Source organism: Antrihabitans stalactiti (assembly GCF_012932915.1).
GTDB classification, from domain to species: Bacteria; Actinomycetota; Actinomycetes; order Mycobacteriales; family Mycobacteriaceae; genus Antrihabitans; species Antrihabitans stalactiti.
Genome location: NZ_VCQU01000002.1, coordinates 327,775 through 344,895 on the forward strand (window position 1 = coordinate 327,775; position 17,121 = coordinate 344,895).

20 protein-coding genes are annotated in these 17,121 nt (G+C 65.4%); 7 read left to right on the top strand and 13 right to left on the bottom strand.

The window, feature by feature from the left end; all coding sequences use genetic code 11:
- The first annotated feature begins 234 nt into the window (after positions 1 to 234).
- Positions 235 to 696, top strand: coding sequence for an RDD family protein (locus tag FGL95_RS07315; RefSeq protein WP_169585556.1), 462 nt, complete (start codon positions 235 to 237; stop codon positions 694 to 696).
- A gap of 4 nt (positions 697 to 700) precedes the next feature.
- On the opposite strand, the gene FGL95_RS07320 is transcribed toward FGL95_RS07315, so the two are convergent.
- The 6 genes from FGL95_RS07320 to sucB are packed head-to-tail and all read right to left on the bottom strand — an operon-like array spanning position 701 to position 6,376.
- Positions 701 to 1,438: a DUF4191 domain-containing protein gene (locus FGL95_RS07320; RefSeq protein ID WP_169585557.1), complete on the bottom strand. Its 738-nt coding sequence runs from the start codon at positions 1,436 to 1,438 to the stop codon at positions 701 to 703.
- 42 nt (positions 1,439 to 1,480) lie between these two features.
- Positions 1,481 to 2,497 carry a lipoyl synthase gene (lipA, locus tag FGL95_RS07325; protein WP_169585558.1) on the bottom strand — a complete coding sequence of 339 codons (1,017 nt, stop codon included), beginning with the start codon at positions 2,495 to 2,497 and terminating at the stop codon, positions 1,481 to 1,483.
- Positions 2,494 to 3,213, bottom strand: a complete 720-nt coding sequence (gene lipB / locus FGL95_RS07330) for a lipoyl(octanoyl) transferase LipB (RefSeq protein WP_169585559.1) — start codon at positions 3,211 to 3,213, stop codon at positions 2,494 to 2,496. The genes lipA and lipB overlap by 4 nt, the downstream gene beginning before the upstream one ends.
- Positions 3,214 to 3,230: 17 nt before the next feature.
- Positions 3,231 to 3,725 (bottom strand): GNAT family N-acetyltransferase, encoded by a 495-nt coding sequence (locus FGL95_RS07335; protein ID WP_169585560.1) that lies wholly within the window; start codon positions 3,723 to 3,725, stop codon positions 3,231 to 3,233.
- Complete coding sequence (locus tag FGL95_RS07340) at positions 3,722 to 4,606, bottom strand: TIGR01777 family oxidoreductase (protein ID WP_169585561.1); 885 nt, start codon at positions 4,604 to 4,606, stop codon at positions 3,722 to 3,724. Before FGL95_RS07340 ends, FGL95_RS07335 begins: the two co-directional genes overlap by 4 nt.
- A 6-nt stretch (positions 4,607 to 4,612) precedes the next feature.
- Positions 4,613 to 6,376, bottom strand: coding sequence for a 2-oxoglutarate dehydrogenase, E2 component, dihydrolipoamide succinyltransferase (sucB, locus tag FGL95_RS07345; protein ID WP_169585562.1), 1,764 nt, complete (start codon positions 6,374 to 6,376; stop codon positions 4,613 to 4,615).
- A gap of 237 nt (positions 6,377 to 6,613) precedes the next feature.
- On the opposite strand from sucB, the gene FGL95_RS07350 reads away from it, so the two are divergent.
- Entirely contained in the window at positions 6,614 to 6,946 is a 333-nt protein-coding gene (locus tag FGL95_RS07350; RefSeq protein WP_169585563.1) for an oxidoreductase, read from the top strand.
- Here FGL95_RS07350 and FGL95_RS07355 read toward each other — a convergent pair.
- Positions 6,943 to 8,427, bottom strand: a complete 1,485-nt coding sequence (locus tag FGL95_RS07355) for a leucyl aminopeptidase (protein WP_169585564.1) — start codon at positions 8,425 to 8,427, stop codon at positions 6,943 to 6,945. The genes FGL95_RS07350 and FGL95_RS07355 overlap by 4 nt on opposite strands.
- 80 nt (positions 8,428 to 8,507) lie before the next feature.
- On the opposite strand from FGL95_RS07355, the gene gcvT reads away from it, so the two are divergent.
- Positions 8,508 to 9,608, top strand: a complete 1,101-nt coding sequence (gcvT, locus tag FGL95_RS07360; protein WP_169585565.1) for a glycine cleavage system aminomethyltransferase GcvT — start codon at positions 8,508 to 8,510, stop codon at positions 9,606 to 9,608.
- 27 nt (positions 9,609 to 9,635) lie between these two features.
- On the top strand, positions 9,636 to 10,742 hold the full coding sequence (locus tag FGL95_RS07365; RefSeq protein ID WP_169585566.1) for a branched-chain amino acid aminotransferase: 1,107 nt from the start codon (positions 9,636 to 9,638) through the stop codon (positions 10,740 to 10,742).
- Between the two features lie 11 nt (positions 10,743 to 10,753).
- On the opposite strand, the gene FGL95_RS07370 is transcribed toward FGL95_RS07365, so the two are convergent.
- Genes FGL95_RS07370 through FGL95_RS07385 form a run of 5 tightly spaced genes read right to left on the bottom strand, consistent with a single transcriptional unit; the run spans position 10,754 to position 14,758 of the window.
- Positions 10,754 to 11,464 carry an MBL fold metallo-hydrolase gene (locus FGL95_RS07370; protein ID WP_169585567.1) on the bottom strand — a complete coding sequence of 237 codons (711 nt, stop codon included), beginning with the start codon at positions 11,462 to 11,464 and terminating at the stop codon, positions 10,754 to 10,756.
- A gap of 9 nt (positions 11,465 to 11,473) precedes the next feature.
- A complete protein-coding gene (locus tag FGL95_RS07375; RefSeq protein ID WP_169585568.1) occupies positions 11,474 to 12,211 on the bottom strand; it encodes an adenosylcobinamide-GDP ribazoletransferase in 738 nt (245 codons plus the stop codon).
- On the bottom strand, positions 12,208 to 13,248 hold the full coding sequence (gene cobT / locus FGL95_RS07380) for a nicotinate-nucleotide--dimethylbenzimidazole phosphoribosyltransferase (protein ID WP_240962809.1): 1,041 nt from the start codon (positions 13,246 to 13,248) through the stop codon (positions 12,208 to 12,210). Before cobT ends, FGL95_RS07375 begins: the two co-directional genes overlap by 4 nt.
- Before the next feature lie 9 nt (positions 13,249 to 13,257).
- Entirely contained in the window at positions 13,258 to 13,785 is a 528-nt protein-coding gene (locus tag FGL95_RS32230; RefSeq protein ID WP_338079747.1) for a bifunctional adenosylcobinamide kinase/adenosylcobinamide-phosphate guanylyltransferase, read from the bottom strand.
- 4 nt (positions 13,786 to 13,789) lie between these two features.
- Positions 13,790 to 14,758, bottom strand: coding sequence for a helix-turn-helix domain-containing protein (locus FGL95_RS07385; RefSeq protein WP_169585569.1), 969 nt, complete (start codon positions 14,756 to 14,758; stop codon positions 13,790 to 13,792).
- An 87-nt stretch (positions 14,759 to 14,845) separates the two neighbouring features.
- Between FGL95_RS07385 and FGL95_RS32745 the strand changes: the two genes are divergently transcribed.
- Positions 14,846 to 14,971: a hypothetical protein gene (locus FGL95_RS32745; RefSeq protein ID WP_277351751.1), complete on the top strand. Its 126-nt coding sequence runs from the start codon at positions 14,846 to 14,848 to the stop codon at positions 14,969 to 14,971.
- Here the strand turns inward: FGL95_RS32745 and FGL95_RS07390 are convergent.
- Entirely contained in the window at positions 14,968 to 15,615 is a 648-nt protein-coding gene (locus FGL95_RS07390; RefSeq protein ID WP_169585570.1) for a DUF3043 domain-containing protein, read from the bottom strand. The two genes, FGL95_RS32745 and FGL95_RS07390, sit on opposite strands and share 4 nt — an antisense overlap.
- Positions 15,616 to 15,710: 95 nt before the next feature.
- Between FGL95_RS07390 and FGL95_RS07395 the strand changes: the two genes are divergently transcribed.
- Entirely contained in the window at positions 15,711 to 16,061 is a 351-nt protein-coding gene (locus tag FGL95_RS07395) for a HesB/IscA family protein (protein ID WP_169585571.1), read from the top strand.
- A gap of 92 nt (positions 16,062 to 16,153) precedes the next feature.
- The gene (locus tag FGL95_RS07400; protein ID WP_169585572.1) at positions 16,154 to 17,119 is read left to right on the top strand and encodes a PfkB family carbohydrate kinase; all 966 of its coding nucleotides are present in this window, start codon (positions 16,154 to 16,156) and stop codon (positions 17,117 to 17,119) included.
- Positions 17,120 to 17,121 lie beyond the last annotated feature (2 nt).

Here is a 17,121-nt window from a genome sequence, read left to right on the forward strand (position 1 = left end):
TGATTGCTCCTTCAGTTCGGTTCCCAGTCAATGACAACTACATGTTGCGTCGCGACCAGACGCTATGGACCTGGTGTTGCCCCGCAGTCAAGACTGTGTTTCGCCAGTGTTACACGTGCACTTTTGCGCGCCGCTCTACCACGATTGCCTGCAATGTGAGCGAGCGCACCCATACTGCCATCGAAGATCAGTGGCCGCGAGCCGGGGGGCGATCTTGCAACCTAAACTTGCAGCATGGCGAGAATCACCGGCGAATGGCTGTCGGGTCCAGTGGGCGACGGCAATGCGACGACGAAGTACCGGGGGGAGCGGCTCGGCCTCCCGGAATCCGGGCCGGGATCGATTGCCGGGAGCGGCCGTCGAATCGGCGCGCTCACGATCGATTGGCTGATGGGAGTCGGAATCGCGGCGTTGCTCGTCGGTCAGGAGACTGTGAGCGGCCAGGTTTCGACGATCACGTTGCTGGTGTGGATGGTGATCGGCATTCTGGCCGTCAGCCTGTTTTCCTTCACCCCTGGGCAGTACTTTCTCGGCCTGCAGGTTGCCCGCGTCGATAATGCGCCGCGGGTCGGAATCGTGTCTGGGGTATTTCGGTCGGTGCTACTCGCGTTCGTGATCCCAGGCCTCATCACCGACATCGACGGTCGCGGAGTGCACGACCGCGTGTCGAAGACCGTGGTGGTCCGCTCGCGCTGACGCTCTAGCGGCGGCGCATCGTCCGTTGCACGCCGCGCATCTTCGCGCCACCGGGCATCGGGCCCTTCGGCAGAGCCGGCCCACCACGAGCGGTGAGTGCCGCCAGACGGGACTCGATGTTGTCCATCCGCTTGGTGTCGATGTTGTTCGGCAGCTTGACCAGGTATTTCTGCAGGTCCTTCAGCGGGACCTGGCCTTCTTCGTTGCCGACGATGACGTCGTAGATAGGCGTATCGCCGACCAGTCGGGCAGTCTTCTTCTTCTCCTGCGCGAGGAGCGGCTTGACACGGTGCGCAGCGCCTTCGGCGACGAGGATGACTCCGGGACGTCCGATCACGCGGTGCAGAGTGTCCAGATGAGTGGTCGCGGCGATGGCCGGGGACACCCGCCACGCGCCCTTGAGGTTGTCGAGCACCCACGCTGCCGCGCCTGCCTGGCCCTCGGCTTTGCCGTAGACGGTCTTCTGCACGCGGCGGCCGAAGATGATGAACGCGAGCAAGATGCCGACCAGAACGCCCAAGATCAGCAGGAACCACTGGAGATCGAAGATCAAGCCGACCAGGAAGAACACGACGATCGACAACACGAGCGCGCCGATCATCAACGGCAGCAGCAGCTTGTCTTCTTTACGCTGCAGGTTGAACGCCTGCCAGAGCTGCGCGCGCCGCTCCTTGGACTCCTGCTTCTTGACAGCTTTCGCCGCCGCTTTTGCTTCTTTGCTCGCATTCGTGCCGTTCGCCATGGTCCAAGAATAGGCCCATCCGAGGGTCGTGAATGCCGCCGGTTATCCGGCAGGTGCGAAGCGAGCGAGAACCGAGCTGGCCTCCTGCGCGGCGCTGCCTTCCTTGGCGAGGTGCGCCATGTCCGCTGGAATTTCGCGGCCATGGTGGGCCATCGCTTGCGCGTACAGCCGGCCGGCGCGGTAGGACGACCGGACGAGCGGGCCGGCCATGACTCCGGCAAACCCCATGTCCTGCGCCGTCTTCGAGTGCTCGACGAACTCTTCCGGCTTGACCCATCGTTCGACGGGATGGTGCCGTGGTGAGGGCCGCAGGTACTGCGTGATGGTGATGATGTCGCAGCCCGCGTCGTGCAGATCGGCGAGCGCGGCGGTCACTTCGTCGGGCGTCTCACCCATGCCGAGGATGAGGTTGGATTTCGTCACCAAGCCTGCCTCCCGCGCGGCGGTGATGACGTCGAGTGAGCGCTGATAACGGAACGCAGGACGAATCCGCTTGAAGATGCGCGGCACGGTTTCGAGATTGTGCGCCAGCACCTCCGGACGCGAGGAGAAAACCTCGTCGAGCAGTACGGGCACACCGTTGAAGTCGGGAATGAGCAACTCGACGCCGGTGCCTTGACTGTTGGCGTGAATCGCCCGGACCGTCTCGGCGTACAACCAGGCGCCGCCGTCGTCGAGATCGTCACGCGCGACACCGGTGATGGTCGAGTACCGCAGGCCCATGGTCGCGACACTCTCGGCGACCCGGCGTGGTTCGTCACGGTCCAGCGCGTCGGGCTTACCTGTATCGATCTGGCAGAAGTCGCAGCGACGGGTACATTGCTCACCGCCGATGAGGAAGGTCGCTTCGCGATCTTCCCAGCACTCGAAAATGTTGGGGCAGCCGGCTTCCTCGCAAACCGTGTGCAGCCCTTCACTTTTGACGAGCTTCTTCAGCTCGGTGTATTCCGGACCCATCGTCGCGCGCGTCCGGATCCAGCCAGGTTTCCGCTCGATCGGGGTCTCCGAATTTCGGACCTCGATCCTGAGCAGCTTTCGTCCATCCGGAGAGGCAGTCACGTTCCCGATGTTACGCGGGCGTCCCTTGCGACGTCATGAGCGGAGACCTGAAGCACACCGTCGAGGGCGCGGACGACGGTCTCGGCGACAACGGCCGTGACCTCGTCGACGCCGACCTCACGGCCCAGTTCGATCGACAGCGACGTCACACCGGCATCGCGAATTCCGCACGGAACGATGGTGTCGAAGGCCGACAGGTCGGGGTTGCAGTTCAACGAGAAGCCGTGCAGCGCGACGCCGCGCTGGACGCGCACTCCGATGGCGGCGATCTTGCGCTCCGGGCGAACGAACGAAGCAGGCAGCCACACTCCCGACCGACCCTCGACTCGGCCACCCTCGACACCCAGACCGTTACACACGGCGATCAGCGCCTCTTCCAGCCGGCGAACGTAATCGACGACGTCGACCGGCTCGGCAAGCTTCACGATGGGATACCCGACCAGCTGCCCTGGACCGTGCCACGTGATCTTTCCGCCACGATCGACGTCGATGACGGGAGTGCCGTCCTGGGGCAGATCGGCGAGGTCCGTGCGGCGGCCTGCGGTGTAGACCGACGGGTGCTCCAGCAGCAGCAAACGGTCCGTGCCGATGTCGTTTGCACGCTCGTCGGCGATGCGGCGTTGCAGCTCCCACGCTTCGCGATAGTCGATCAGGCCGAGGTGATCGACGGCGACGGGCTCCGTCGACAGCCGTGCCGATTCCGTTCTACGCGTCATGGAGCCAGATTACGCGCCTAGGAAAACGTGAGCTGCATGAAGGTGAGGTCCAGCCAGCGGCCGAATTTCGTTCCCACCTCGGGCATTTGGCCGACCACGCGAAAGCCGAACTTCTCGTGCAAGTCGATCGACGTCTGGTTGGACGATTCGATTCCGGCAACGACGACGTGCAGCCCCGCTGCCCGCGCACGGTCCAGCAGTTCGGTCAACAGCAGCGTCGCCAGGCCACGGCGCTGGAAGTCGGCGCCCACGTACACCGAGTTCTCGACCGTGTGCCGGTACCCGGACCTGGACCGCCACGGTCCGTAGGTGGCGTAGCCGCCCACCTGCCCGTCGACGTCAGCCACCAGGATGGGGAATCCGGCCGCACGACGCTCGTCGAACCATCGAACCCGGTCGGCGAGGTCGTCGCGCTCGTCGTCCCAGATCGCAGTCGATTCGACGACGGCTGCATTGTGGATTTCGAGTATCGCTGGCAGGTCCGAGTGTTGCGCGTCCCTGATCTGCGTCACGTCAGCGCAGCCTCGAGCGCCTCGGCAATCGTGTTGTGCTGGAACGAGTATCCAGCCTTCTCGAGCGCGGTCGGGATTGCTCGCGGGCCATAGAGCAACTCCTGCGCGAGCTCGCCCAACGCCGCAGAAAGGACGAACTTCGGTACTACCCACGGCGCCGGCCGGTGCAAAGCCTTGGCCAGCGCCCGATTGAACTGGGCGTTCGTCACCGGCGCCGGACCGACCAGATTCACCGGACCGCTCAGTGCGTCGTTGGTGATCGCCAAGGTGATCGCACCGATCTCGTCGTCCATCGAGATCCACGGAAAGTACTGCCGACCGCTGCCGTGCCGACCGCCCAAACCGATCGAGTACACGAGCTTCAGCCGTTCCAGCACACCGCCACGCCGCGACATGACCGGCGCGCTACGCAACAGAACCGTGCGGGCACCGGCGGCACGCGCGGGCTCGGTTGCCTGCTCCCAATCCCTGCACAGCGCCGGAAAGAAGCCGTCACCGGACGGCGAGCTCTCGTCGACGATGCGATCGCCGGTGTCGCCGTAGAAACTGATGCCGCTGGCATTGACGAGGGTCGGCACGCCGACGCGCGCGACCTCGTTGGCAAGAACGTCGGTCGGCGTGATCCGGCTGTCGCGCAGCTGCTGCTTGAACGTGCCGGACCATCGCTTGTCGCCGATGTTGATCCCGCACAAGTTCACTACGGCATCGGAACCGCGCAGTGCCTTTTCGTCGATGAGCGCCTGCTCGGGATCCCACTGGTACTCGTCCGCCCCTGCGGGCGGACGACGCACCAACCGGACCACTTCGTGCCGATCCCGGCGAAGCGACGCAACCAGCGCCGTACCGATCAGACCGGACGAACCCGCGATCGTGATTCTCATCGGCAGCTACAGGCCGAGTTCTGCCTCGAACGACGCCTCTTCGAGCCGGTGCCGGATGGTCGTGAGGAAACGACCGGCGTCTGCACCGTCGACCAGGCGATGGTCGTAGGTGAGCGGCAGGAAGCACATCGACCGCACACCGATGGATTCGTTGCCGAACTCGTCGGTGATCACCACGGGGCGCTTGACGATCGCACCGGTACCCAGCATCGCCGCCTGCGGCGGAACCAGAATCGGTGTGTCGAAGAGTGCGCCCGCGCTGCCGATGTTGGTGATCGTGAACGTGCCACCCGACAGCTCATCGGGCTTGAGGCCACCGGTACGTGCGCGGTTGGCGATGTCGGCGATAGCCCTCGCGAGCCCCGCCAACGACAGGTCGCTCGCGTTGTGGATCACCGGCGACAGCAAGCCCTGCTCGGTATCGACTGCGATGCCGAGGTGAACCGCTGCGTGGTAGGTGATTTCCTTCTTCGGCTCGTCGTAGCTCGCGTTGACGTTCGGGTGTACGCCGAGCGCCTCGACGACGGCCTTCGCGTAGAAGGGCAGGAAGGTGAGGTTGACACCTTCGCGCTCCTTGAAGCTCGCCTTCGCCTTCGCCCGCAGAGCTGCGATCTTCGTCATATCCACTTCGTGGACCTGCGTCAGCTGCGCAGTCGTCTGCAGCGATTCGCGAGTCTTGATCGCAGTGATCTGGCGAATCCGGTTTGCCTTCTGCGTGGTTCCGCGCAAGTGCTCCAGGTCCGGACGGGCTGCCGCAGGCTTGGCCTTCGGTGCTTCGGCCGCGGGAGCAGCTGCAGGCTTCGCGGGTTCCGGTGCGGGAGCCTTCTTCGCCTCGGCAGCCGCAAGCACATCCTGCTTGCGGATTCGGCCGCCGACGCCGCTTCCGGTGAGCGTCGAGAGATCGACGTCGTTGTCGGCGGCGAGTTTACGAACGAGTGGGGTGACGTACGGCGCCGAGTCGGACTCTTCCTTCGGTGCCGGCTTCGCTTCGGCCTTGGGTTCCGGCTTGGGCTCAGGCTTCGGCTCCGCCTTGGGCTCAGGTTCCGGTGCGGGCTCTGGTTCCGGTTCGGGCTCCGGTTCCGGTTCGGGCTCGGGTTCGGGTTCGGGTTTCGGCTCGGCCTTGGGCTCCGCCTTCTTCGCGGGCGAACCCGATCCGACGACGGCCAGCTGGCCACCGACCTCGACCACGTCGTCTTCCTGCGCAGTGATTTCGAGCAACGTGCCCGCGACGGGCGACGGGATTTCGGTGTCGACCTTGTCCGTCGAGACTTCGAGCAAAGGCTCGTCGACCTCGACCGAGTCGCCGACAGCCTTCAGCCAGCGCGTGACCGTGCCCTCGGTGACCGACTCGCCGAGGGTTGGCATCGTGATCGACGTACCTTCCCCCGAACCGCTCGATTCCTCTTTCGCGGGCTCCGGCTCGGGCTCTGGTTCCGGCTCGGACTTCGATTCCGGCTCGGGCTCGGGCTCAGGCTCAGGCTCCGGCTCGGACTCTTCCTTCGGTGCCGAGTCGTCGGAAGACGACGATTCGCTCGCGTCGCCGATCACGCCCAGCTCGCCGCCGACTTCGACGACGTCGTCTTCCTGTGCGGTGATCTTCGTCAGAACACCTGCTGCGGGAGACGGAATCTCGGTGTCGACCTTGTCCGTCGAGACTTCGAGCAAAGGCTCGTCGACTTCGACGGTGTCGCCCTCTTGCTTGAGCCACCTGGTCACCGTTCCCTCGGTGACACTCTCCCCAAGAGCTGGCATCTGGACGGAGAAGGCCATGTCTGTTGACTCCTCGACAGTTGAGTTCGGTACTCGGGTGGTGGGCAACTCGTGATCGCCCACCATTGTGCTTTGCCTCCGCGATTCGCGGGGGGTCTTGCTGTGATCTTCATCCTTACATCTACGCAACTTCGCCGTGCGGCCGGACCGGTTGGCCGAAGCCACGATTGGTGGTGCGGGTAGCTGGCAAGATTGATTGCACCACCGCAGCTGGGCGGCGACCGAGGGAGGCACTCGTTGGGGCTGTTCGATCGGTTGAAGCGCGGCAAGTCCGGCGGAGCGCGCTCGGCGAGCAAGGAGGACTCCGCCTACCTCGCTCTATGGACGCGGACCCACGTGGGAGTGGAGGCCTACGTCGAGCCGAAAACGACGGTCACGGATGTGACGGTGGTGCTGATTGCGACCGACGGGGAGTGGACCAGGCGCATCGTCGGTGAGCGTGGCGCGTCGAAGCTGGCCGACGAACTGAAGATCCCGGTCTACGACGTTCGCAAGACCGGGTATCCACAGCGCATGCGCGACTTCGACGCCCGCCAGAAGATCTTGCGCAGGCGCGAAGCCGACGGCTAACCGTTGGCTTCGATGTCTTCCAACACGGCGATGAGCGTGCGGACCGGTACGCCCGTGCCGCCTTTGGGGTTGTAACCCCACGGCCCGCCGGTGTTGTACGAGGGGCCTGCGATGTCGACGTGTGCCCACTGAACTCCCTCGGCGACGAACTCGCGAAGGAAGATCCCTGCAGTCAACATGCCGCCCCAGCGGTGTGGCGTGACGTTCGCGATGTCGGCGACGTTCGATTTGAGGTCGGCGCGCAACTCCGCGGGAAACGGCATCGGCCACCCGTTCTCGCCGACGCTTTGGGAGATTCGGGCGACGCGGTCGCGGAATTCGTCGGTTCCCATCACGCCCGGCGTCCGGTTGCCGAGTGCAACGATCTGTGCGCCGGTGAGTGTTGCGGTGTCGATCAGGTAGGCGGGCCCGTCTTCGCAGGCGCGCACGATCGCGTCGGCCAGGATCAGGCGACCTTCGGCGTCGGTGTTGATCACCTCGACGGTGGTGCCGCCGTACTGCGTGAGCACATCGCCGGGACGTTGGGCCGTGTCGGACGGCATGTTCTCGGCCATCGGGACCGTGGCGGTCAGGTTGATCGCCAGACCGAGTTTCGCGGCGAGGACGGTCGTCGCGATGACCGCCGCGGCTCCCGCCATGTCGGAGGTCATCTGCTCCATATTGGCAGCAGGCTTGATCGAGATGCCGCCGGTGTCGAACGTGATGCCCTTGCCTACGAGCGCGACTTTCGGTGCCGAGTCGTCGCCGCCCGCGTAGGTCAGCCGGACGAGCCGTGGCAGCCGCGACGAACCCTTGCCGACCCCGTAGATGCCGCCGTAGCCGCCCTTCTCGAGAGCGACATCGTCGAGCACCTCGACGGCCAATCCGACACCGGTGCCGAGAGCCGCTGCCCGCGAAGCGAACTCGGCCGGGTAGAGGTGGCTCGGGGGAGTGTTGACGAACTCGCGGGCGGTGGACACCGCCTCTGCGATCGCGGCCGAGCGCTCGAGGGTCGTTGCTGCGTCGGACGCGGTCGACACCAACGTGACCTTGGCGAGCGGGTCGTCGCCGTTCTTGGTCTTGAAGGCGGTGAAGGAGTACGCGCCGAGGTAGAAGCCCTCCGCGGCCGCGCCGAGGTCGATCGTCGACAGAGTCGTGACCGCGCTAGCGGTGCCTGCGAGCGACCGGGCTGCCACACCGGCAGCCTTACGAATCTGCTCGGCGTTCACGTCGTCGGCGCAACCAAGTCCGACGGCAACGACGCTGCCTACGCCGAGTGACTCGGGCGCGGGCACGCGAGTGACCTCGTCGGCTTTACCTTTCGCGCCGACCGTGCGGAGTTGGGCCAACAGATCCGCGGTGTCGTTCAGGCCGTCGCCCGCAATCGTCGGACCGTCATCGCCCGAGAACAGGCCGATCACAAGGACGTCGGCGGCTTCGAGGTTTTCGCTGAGCGCCAGCTCGGGGCCGAGCGGTCGGGCTGGGGGCTGCGCGGAACTCACAAGGTCTCCTTGGGTGGTGACGGCCGGGACATGCCAATGCTAGCCATGCCCGTCGGACCCGTCGGCTAGCGTTTGGTGCCATGACCGACGCAGACCTTTTGCAGGGACCGATCGAGGCCGTCCATCGTGAGCTCGGCGCGACGTTCGCGCCGTTCGGCGGCTGGTCGATGCCGGTGTCGTACGCGGGCACCGTCGCCGAGCACAATGCGGTCCGCACAACGGTCGGGCTGTTCGATGTCAGCCACCTCGGCAAGGCGACCGTGAAAGGTCCTGGCGCAGCGGATTTCGTGAACAGCGCCTTCACCAACGATCTTGGCAAGATCCGGCCGGGCAAGGCGCAGTACACGCTGTGCTGCACAGCTGACGGCGGTGTCGTCGACGATCTGATCGCGTACTACGTGAGCGCCGACGAGATGTTTCTCGTGCCCAACGCGGCCAACACGGCGGCAGTCGTCGCAGAGCTGAAAAAGGTTGCACCGGAGGGTATTACCGTCACCGACGAGCATCGTGCGTTCGGCGTCTTCGCCGTCCAGGGGCCACGCTCGACCGAAGTGCTTGCCGCACTGGGTTTGCCGACCGACATGGAGTACATGGCTTTCGAGGACGCGGAGTGGTCCGGGGTGCCGGTGCGTGTGTGCCGAACCGGCTACACCGGTGAGCACGGCTTCGAACTACTGCCACGCTGGGACGACGCCGAAGCGCTCTTCCGGGCGTTGATCGAGCAGGTCCAGGCTGCAGGGGGAGCGGCGGCCGGGCTCGGCGCCCGCGACACGTTGCGCACCGAAATGGGCTACCCCTTGCACGGTCACGAGTTGTCGCTCGAAATCTCGCCGCTGCAGGCCCGATGTGGCTGGGCGATCGGGTGGAAGAAGTCGGAGTTCTGGGGCAAAGACGCGCTCACGAAGGAAAAGGCTGACGGTCCGCGTCGCAAGATGTGGGGGCTGAAACTGCTGGACCGCGGCGTGCTGCGGCAGGGGCAGTCCGTGCTGCGCGACGGGGAACCGGTTGGCGAGACGACGTCAGGCACGTTCTCGCCGACGCTGAAGGTCGGGATCGCGCTCGCGCTCGTCGACTCGGAAGCGGGGATCGAAGCAGGCGCCGAGGTCGAAGTCGACGTCCGCGGACGGCGCCTGCGCTGCGAGGTCGTCAACCCGCCGTTTGTCGAGGTCAAGACGAAGTAACGGTGGCCGTTCGATAGAATTGCGGGCATGACATCTGCCGCCCTCGACTTCAGTCGTGTCCCGCATCCGTCTCCAGCGACGGAGCAGGCTCGGGCTGCGATCCTGGCGGCACCTGGTTTCGGCAAATACGTCACCGATCACATGGTGTCCATCGACTACACGGCAGACGCCGGCTGGTCGAACGCGCAGGTTGTTCCCTATGGCCCGATCCAGCTCGATCCGTGCTCGATGGTGCTGCACTACGGCCAGGCGATCTTCGAGGGACTGAAGGCGTACCGGCAGCAGGGTGGCGGAATCTCGTCGTTCCGGATCGACGCGAACGCTCGTCGCCTGCAAACCTCGGCGCAGCGCATCGCGATGCCGTCCTTGCCGGAAGAGCTATTCATCCAGTCGGTCATCGAACTCATCGACGTCGACCACGAGTGGGTGCCCGCCGCAGGTGGGGAAGATGCGCTGTACTTGCGTCCCTACATGTTTGCCACCGAAGCAGGTCTGGGTGTGCGGCCCGCGTCGCAGTACAGGTACCTGCTCATCGCTTCGCCTGCAGGCGCTTACTTCCCGCGCGGCGTCAAGCCGGTGAAGGTCTGGCTGTCGACGGAGTACGTCCGCGCCGCACCCGGCGGCACGGGAGCAGCGAAGTTCGCAGGCAACTACGCGGCCTCGCTCGTTGCGCAGGCGCAAGCTGCTGAGCAGGGCTGTGACCAGGTGGTATGGCTCGACGCGATCGAACGCCGCTACGTCGAGGAAATGGGCGGGATGAACCTTTTCTTCGTGTTCGGGTCCGGTCCGGACGCGCGTCTCGTCACACCCGAGCTGTCCGGTTCGTTGTTGCCAGGCATCACGCGCAACTCATTGCTGACCCTCGCCGCCGACGCGGGCTTCGCGGTCGAGGAGCGCAAGATCGCGACCGACGAGTGGAAGAAGAAGGCGAAGTCCGGCGAGATCACCGAGGTGTTCGCGTGCGGAACGGCTGCGGTGATCACGCCCGTCGGCTCGGTGAAATCGGCGGACGGCGAATTCACGATCGCCGACGGCGAGCCGGGTGACGTGACGATGGCGCTGCGCGACACCTTGACCGGCATCCAGCGCGGCACGTTCGCCGACATCCACGGCTGGATGACGAAACTCCGCTAGGCGATGCGGCGTCAGGCGAAAAACGCCCGCCATTCTTGAAGGTTGCGCGGCTTGAACACGTAGTTCGTCGCCTTCACCGTCGACAGTGCCGCGCTCGGCTCGTCGGAGTACCAGTGGCCGGGGAAGACGGTCGGGTCGCCTTCGAGCTGCGCGAGGTTCTGCAGGCTGCGATACATCTCGTCGCGATCGCCGCCGGGAAAGTCGGTCCGGCCGCAACCTTCGAGGAACAGCGTGTCGCCCGCAACCAGGCGGCCGTCGAGCAGGAAGCACTGGCTGCCCGGCGTATGGCCGGGGGTATGCAGTAGTTCGATCTCGATCGCGCCGACACTGACCTTGTCACGATGGCCGTGCCCGGTCAGCACACTCTTCTCGATGCCCGTGACATTCGAAACCCAGTCCACCTCATGCTCGTTCACATGGACCGGCACTTGCACGCGGTCGAGCAACTCGGCCAGACCTTTGAGGGTGAACCCCATCATGGTCCCGCCGACATGGTCTGGATGGTGGTGCGTGACGAGCACACCGGACAGGCGCAGGCCGTCCTCCTCGATCGCATCGACGAGATCGCCCGCCGCATACGCGGGGTCGACGACGAGGCAGTCGCCCGTCTCCCGATCACCGATGAGATAGGAGAAGTTCCGCATCTGCGTCGCGATCGGATCGCCGACGGCCCAATCGCGGCCGGCGAGGAGTTGGCGAAAATACAAGCGGTCGTCGGGCATGCGGCCAGCCTATAGAAGCGCGCCGACAGCGCAGCTCGCGACCGTAACCTCGATGACGGCCCCGAGGACGTCGCCGCTCACGCCCCCGAACCGCTTGGCGCAGTGCGCGACAAACAGCATGCTCAGGGCCAGTACGACGACGACGGCCAGCGGCAGCTGCCACCAGCAGTCGAGTGCGAAGGCTGCGGCAACGACCAGCGCGGCTGACCACACGAGGCCGATCCAGAGTGGTTGAGTGCCTGCGACGAGCGCACCGAAGCCGGTGTCGCTCGACGCGCGGATGCCTTGACGGCAGGCAAGGACGACGGCGACCCTGCCCGTGCAGACGGCGATGACGATGGCGGCCCATTCCTCGGAGAAGCCGAGGAAGCCCAACGAAAGCGATTGCACACCAATCGAAACGACGATCGCTGCGACGCCGAACGGTCCGGCGGACCCGGACCGCATAACTTCGCGGGCGCGTTCGGGCGGACCGTAGCAGCCCAGACCGTCGAAGGTGTCGGCCAATCCGTCCAGATGCATGCTGCGAGTGGCGAGGATCAGTGCGGCGACCGTCAGCAGTCCGGCGAGCGATGGTTCGATCCGATGCTCGAGCAGCCACAACAGTCCGGCTGCCACGCCGCCGAGCACAAGCCCAACCACCGGCGTGAACGCAATCGCCTTCTTCGCGAGGGTGCGATCGACGGTATCCGGTCCGCGGATCGGCAGGACCGTCAGCCAGGAGAACGCCAGCCGCAACCCGGTCACGACTTGTCGGACACTCCCGCGTCGCCGAACGTCGCCATTTCCGCCAGCGTCGCCACCGCTGCATGCAGGATCGGCAGTGCTGTCAGCGCGCCGGATCCTTCGCCCAACCGCATGTCCATCTCGATGAGCGGTTCCAGCCGAAGTTGTGCCAAGGCGATCGTGTGGGCAGGTTCGGTCGAGCGATGGCCGGCGACCCACCACGCTGATGCACCCGGTGCGAGGTCCTCGGCGACCAGTGCGGCAGCCGTCACGACGACGCCGTCGAGGATGACTGGGGTCCGCCTGATCGCGGCTTGGGCGAGGAATCCGGCCATCGCCGCGAAGTCCGCGCCCGACGCGACTCGCAGCAGCTCGACGGGGTTCTTCACGACCGGGCGGGCTCGGCGCAGGGCATCGCGGACGGCTGCAGTCTTCTTGCTCCAGCCGGCGTCGTCGATGCCCGTTCCACGGCCGACGGCGGCGACCGGCTCGGTGTTGGTGAGTGCGGCGATGAGGACGGTGGCGGGAGTGGTGTTGCCGATTCCCATGTCACCGGCGATAAGGAGGTCCGCGCCAGAGTCGACCTCTTCGTCGGCGATTGCCCTGCCTGCGGCGATGGCGCGCTCGACTTCGTCCTGGCTGAGGGCATCTTCGCTATCGATCGACCCCGAGGATCGCCGGACCTTGTGGGTCGACACTGCGGGGCCGGTATCGGCATCGACGGCGATATCGACGACGCGGACCGTCGCGCCCGCGACCTTCGCCAGCGCATTCACCGCTGCGCCGCCGTTGATGAAGTTGCCGACCATCTGCGGCGTGACCTCGCTCGGAAATGCCGATACACCCTTGCGAGCGATGCCGTGGTCACCGGCAAAGATCACTACCCGTGGCCGCGCGAGCGGGTTCGGCGGGCACACACCCTGGCAGGCGGCGACCCAGTTGCCGAGCAGCTCGAGGCGGCCGAGCGATCCGGCCGGCTTCGTCAGCTGCAGCTGCCGAGCTTCCGCTTCGGAACGCGTTGCGGCGCTCGGTGGTTCGATGTGGTCGAACTCAGTCATGGGTGCCTTTCACTTGAGCTTCATGGGCAGGCCTGCGATCACGAATACGACCTCGTCGCATACCGCAGCCAGCCGTTGATTAAGCGTGCCGAGTTCGTCGCGGAACAGCCTGCCGGACGCGGTCGCCGGTACGACGCCGTGCCCCACCTCGGGGCTCACGAGGACGAGGCGACCGGGGTAGTCGGCGACCGAATTCACCAGCGGCGCTGTGTCGATCGTCCCGCGCGGACGGTCCCAGGCTTGTGCGGCGTCGAGCGCGGCGGTGAGCCAGGTGCCGATGTCGTCGATCAGGGTCGGTGGTCCGGCGGTGCGCAGTGTGGCGGTGAGGTCGACGTTCTCGACCACGGTCCACGTCGACGGCCGTCTGGTCCGGTGTGCGGCGATGCGGTGTTCGAAATCGGCGTCGTCAGGATTGCGCCGGGCGGTTGCGACGTAGCGAGCCGGACCGTCGCCGACCAGCTGTTCCGCGTGTGCCGACTTGCCTGACCGCGCGCCGCCCAGGACCAGCGTCTTGAGCGGGGGAGGGTCGGCTGGCACGAGGCTAGACGCTACCAACTCCCGGGGCTGCGAAGCGTCGACGGTAGTCCGCAGGCGGGATGCCGACGGCGCGATTGAAGTGGTGGCGCAGTAGGGCGCCCGAGCCGAAGCCGCAGCGTTCTGCGATCCGGTCGAGGGTGAGGTCGGTGTCTTCGAGGAGTTGCTTGGCCAGCAGCACGCGCTGGTTGGTCAGCCATTTCACCGGTGTCGTCCCGGTCTCGGCCGCGAACTTGCGCGCGAAGGTCCGCGTCGACATCGTCGAGCGGAAGGCCAGGTCGTCGATCGTGTGTGGCAGGTCGAGGTTGTCGTTCATCCATTCGAGCGTGGAACTCAAACTGTCGGAACGATATTCGACGACAGGTCGCTCGATGAACTGGCGCTGGCCACCGTCACGCTGCGGCGGAACCACCATGCGCCGGGCTATCGCATTGGCGACCGAGCTGCCGAGTTCCCGACGGACCAGGTGGAGACACGCGTCGATTCCCGCAGCGGTCCCTGCGCTGGTGATCAGATTCCCTTCGTCGACGAACAGTACGTCGGGATCGACCACAGCGGTCGGGAAACGCTCCGCCAATGCCTCGACGTAGCGCCAGTGGGTGGTGCACTTGCGACCGTCGAGCAACCCGGCCTCGCCCGCGAGGAACGCCCCAGAGCAGACGGTCAACACTGTTGCGCCCGCGTCGGACGCCGTCCGGATGGCGTCGAGTATCGCGGGGTCGACGTTCGTCGTGGTTCTCGATGCCGGGATGGCGACCAGGTCGGCGCCCTTCAGACCGTCGAGCCCGAATTCGGGCGTCACCGCCACACCGGGCGTGGACATTCGCAGCGGACGGCCGGGCTCGAGCCCGCATACGCGAAAATCGAAGGCGGGCAGACCATCTGCGGTGCGGTCGAGGCCGAATACTTCGCAGACGACGCCGAACTCGAACATCGCCGCAGGTTCGACCAATACGGCAGCAACCGTGGACAACATGGCGCCAAGTGTAACTGGCAGAATCTTGATGCACCATGGCATTGCTGCCGCTGGTGGCACTAAATGTGCGAGCGCAAACTTACTGCCATGAGCATCTTGGCAGCACTACGAGAGTTCTTCTCGCCACATGGATTCCTGGCTGGGCAGTACCCAGCCGACCGCGACGTCGAGCGCGTGTCGACCGAGCTAGCCGCAATGGCAGCGCACCGCTAGACCGCGTCGCCCGGTTTCACTCGCGGCTTCGGCAGGCGCATCTTCTTGATCTGCGATGCGCGCGTGAAGGCGTACCACCCGAGCTTGAAACCGCCGTCCGGGGAATCGGGGAAGCGCTCGGCGACCCGCTTGTTCACCATCTTGCCGAGGTAGACGCCCTCGCCGATCATGAAGAGCATCATCACCAGCATGGCGAAGGTGACGATGAACTGCAGCAGTGGGCTGATGAACATCGTCACGATCAGGACCAGCGCCAACGGCATGAACATGCCGACGAGGTTGCGGCGAGAGTCGATGATGTCGCGGACAAATGCCCGCACCGGACCCTTGTCGCGCGGCAGCAGATAGGCGTCGTCGCCGGCGGCCATACGCTCGCGACGCGTCGCGGCGGCCTCGCGGCGCGCGGCGGCTGCGACTTTGCGGTCCTCTTTGGTCCCCTTGACCGTCTTGCGGCGAGCGCGCGCCTCCTTGGAGGTCAGCGGCGCAGGCGCGACAGGGCCACGCTTGCGAGCCTCCGCATCGCGTCGTTTGGGGGTCGGACGTCCTTTTCCAAGCGAGACCTTGGCGGAATCGTCGTCGACCGAGACCGACGCGTCGGTGGTCTGGTCCGAGTTGTCGTCGTCGCCTCGACGTAACAGCTTCACCCGTCCAGGCTATCTGCATTTAGAGGAATAGAGATCGCCGGAGTACCGTTGAAGCATTCGCGGGGTATGAACAAGCCTGTCTATAGGGAGAGTCCATGACTGTACAGAACGAGACCACCACCCACGGTGTCACGTTGAGCGATGCTGCGGCAGCCAAGGCGAAGGCTCTGCTCGATCAAGAAGGCCGCGACGACCTGGCACTGCGCATTGCAGTCCAGCCGGGTGGCTGTGCTGGACTCCGGTACCAGCTCTTCTTCGACGACCGTTCGTTGGACGGCGACCTCATCAAGGAGATCGGTGGAGTAACCCTCGCCGTAGACCGGATGAGTGCACCGTACGTCGACGGCGCTTCGATCGATTTCGTCGACACCATCGAGAAGCAGGGCTTCACGATCGACAACCCCAACGCGTCCGGCTCGTGCGCCTGCGGTGACAGCTTCAACTGACGCCGTCTGCGTCGGTCCGAGAAATCTAGTGATGCGAGGCCTTTCCTTGTGAAGGGCCTCGCATCGTCATGTGCAGTGAAAGGTCCAGCTCTGTGACAATTGCCGTCTCCGCATCCATCGCCACCGATCATCTGATGAGGTTTCCGGGTCGGTTCGCCGACTCGCTGCTCGCAGACCAGCTCGAGCACGTCTCGCTGAGCTTCCTCGTCGACGATCTCCAGGTCAGGCGGGGTGGCGTAGGCGGCAACATTGCGTATGCGATCGGCCAACTCGGCGGCTCACCGCTGTTGGTCGGCGCAGTCGGGGCCGATTTCGCCGATTACCGCGCCGCTCTGGAGGCAGTGAACGTCGATTGCAGCGGAGTGCGGACCTCCACGGCTGCCCACACCGCGCGTTTCGTCTGCACGACCGACCAGTCGATGGCGCAAATTGCGTCGTTCTACCCCGGCGCGATGAGCGAAGCCCGCGAAATTTCCATCTCTTCGCTGAATGTGACGCCTGAGCTCGTGCTCATCGGCGCCAACGATCCCGGCGCGATGCTGCGACACACCGACGAATGCCGCACGCTCGGCATTCCGTTCGCCGCCGACCCGTCGCAGCAGCTCGCATTCCTGGACGGCGTCGACGCCGAAAAGCTGATCAACGGCGCCGAGTACCTCTTCACGAACGAGTACGAGTGGGGCCTGCTACGGCAGAAGACGGGCCTGACCGAGGACGAAATTGCCGCGCGGGTCGGAATTCGGGTCCGGACGCTCGGGTCGAAGGGGGTCGAGGTCATCGATCCCGACGGCGCCGTCGTACAGGTCGCGGTCGTACCGGAAACCGCCAAGGTCGATCCGACAGGCGTCGGCGACGGATTCCGCGCGGGCTTCCTGACCGGTCACACGTCGGGTTTGAGCCTCGAGCGGTCCGCGCAGTTGGGGTCGTTGGTCGCCGTACTGATCCTCGAGACCACCGGCACCCAGGATTGGATCCTCGACCGCGACGTCGCGCTGGAACGACTCACCGACGCCTATGGCGCCGACGCTGCCAAGGAAATCGGCGCTGCCTGCTTCTAGGT

Coding starts and splice junctions, on each gene's coding strand:
- gcvT (WP_169585565.1), top strand. CDS start 8,508: ATGACCGACGCAGACCTTTTGCAGGGACCGATCGAGGCCGTCCATCGT.
- FGL95_RS32745 (WP_277351751.1), top strand. CDS start 14,846: ATGAGCATCTTGGCAGCACTACGAGAGTTCTTCTCGCCACATGGATTC.
- FGL95_RS07395 (WP_169585571.1), top strand. CDS start 15,711: ATGACTGTACAGAACGAGACCACCACCCACGGTGTCACGTTGAGCGAT.
- FGL95_RS07315 (WP_169585556.1), top strand. CDS start 235: ATGGCGAGAATCACCGGCGAATGGCTGTCGGGTCCAGTGGGCGACGGC.
- FGL95_RS07320 (WP_169585557.1), bottom strand. CDS start 1,438: ATGGCGAACGGCACGAATGCGAGCAAAGAAGCAAAAGCGGCGGCGAAA.
- cobT (WP_240962809.1), bottom strand. CDS start 13,248: ATGACTGAGTTCGACCACATCGAACCACCGAGCGCCGCAACGCGTTCC.
- FGL95_RS07370 (WP_169585567.1), bottom strand. CDS start 11,464: ATGCCCGACGACCGCTTGTATTTTCGCCAACTCCTCGCCGGCCGCGAT.
- FGL95_RS07385 (WP_169585569.1), bottom strand. CDS start 14,758: ATGTTGTCCACGGTTGCTGCCGTATTGGTCGAACCTGCGGCGATGTTC.
- lipB (WP_169585559.1), bottom strand. CDS start 3,213: ATGACGCGTAGAACGGAATCGGCACGGCTGTCGACGGAGCCCGTCGCC.
- FGL95_RS07340 (WP_169585561.1), bottom strand. CDS start 4,606: ATGAGAATCACGATCGCGGGTTCGTCCGGTCTGATCGGTACGGCGCTG.
- FGL95_RS07365 (WP_169585566.1), top strand. CDS start 9,636: ATGACATCTGCCGCCCTCGACTTCAGTCGTGTCCCGCATCCGTCTCCA.
- sucB (WP_169585562.1), bottom strand. CDS start 6,376: ATGGCCTTCTCCGTCCAGATGCCAGCTCTTGGGGAGAGTGTCACCGAG.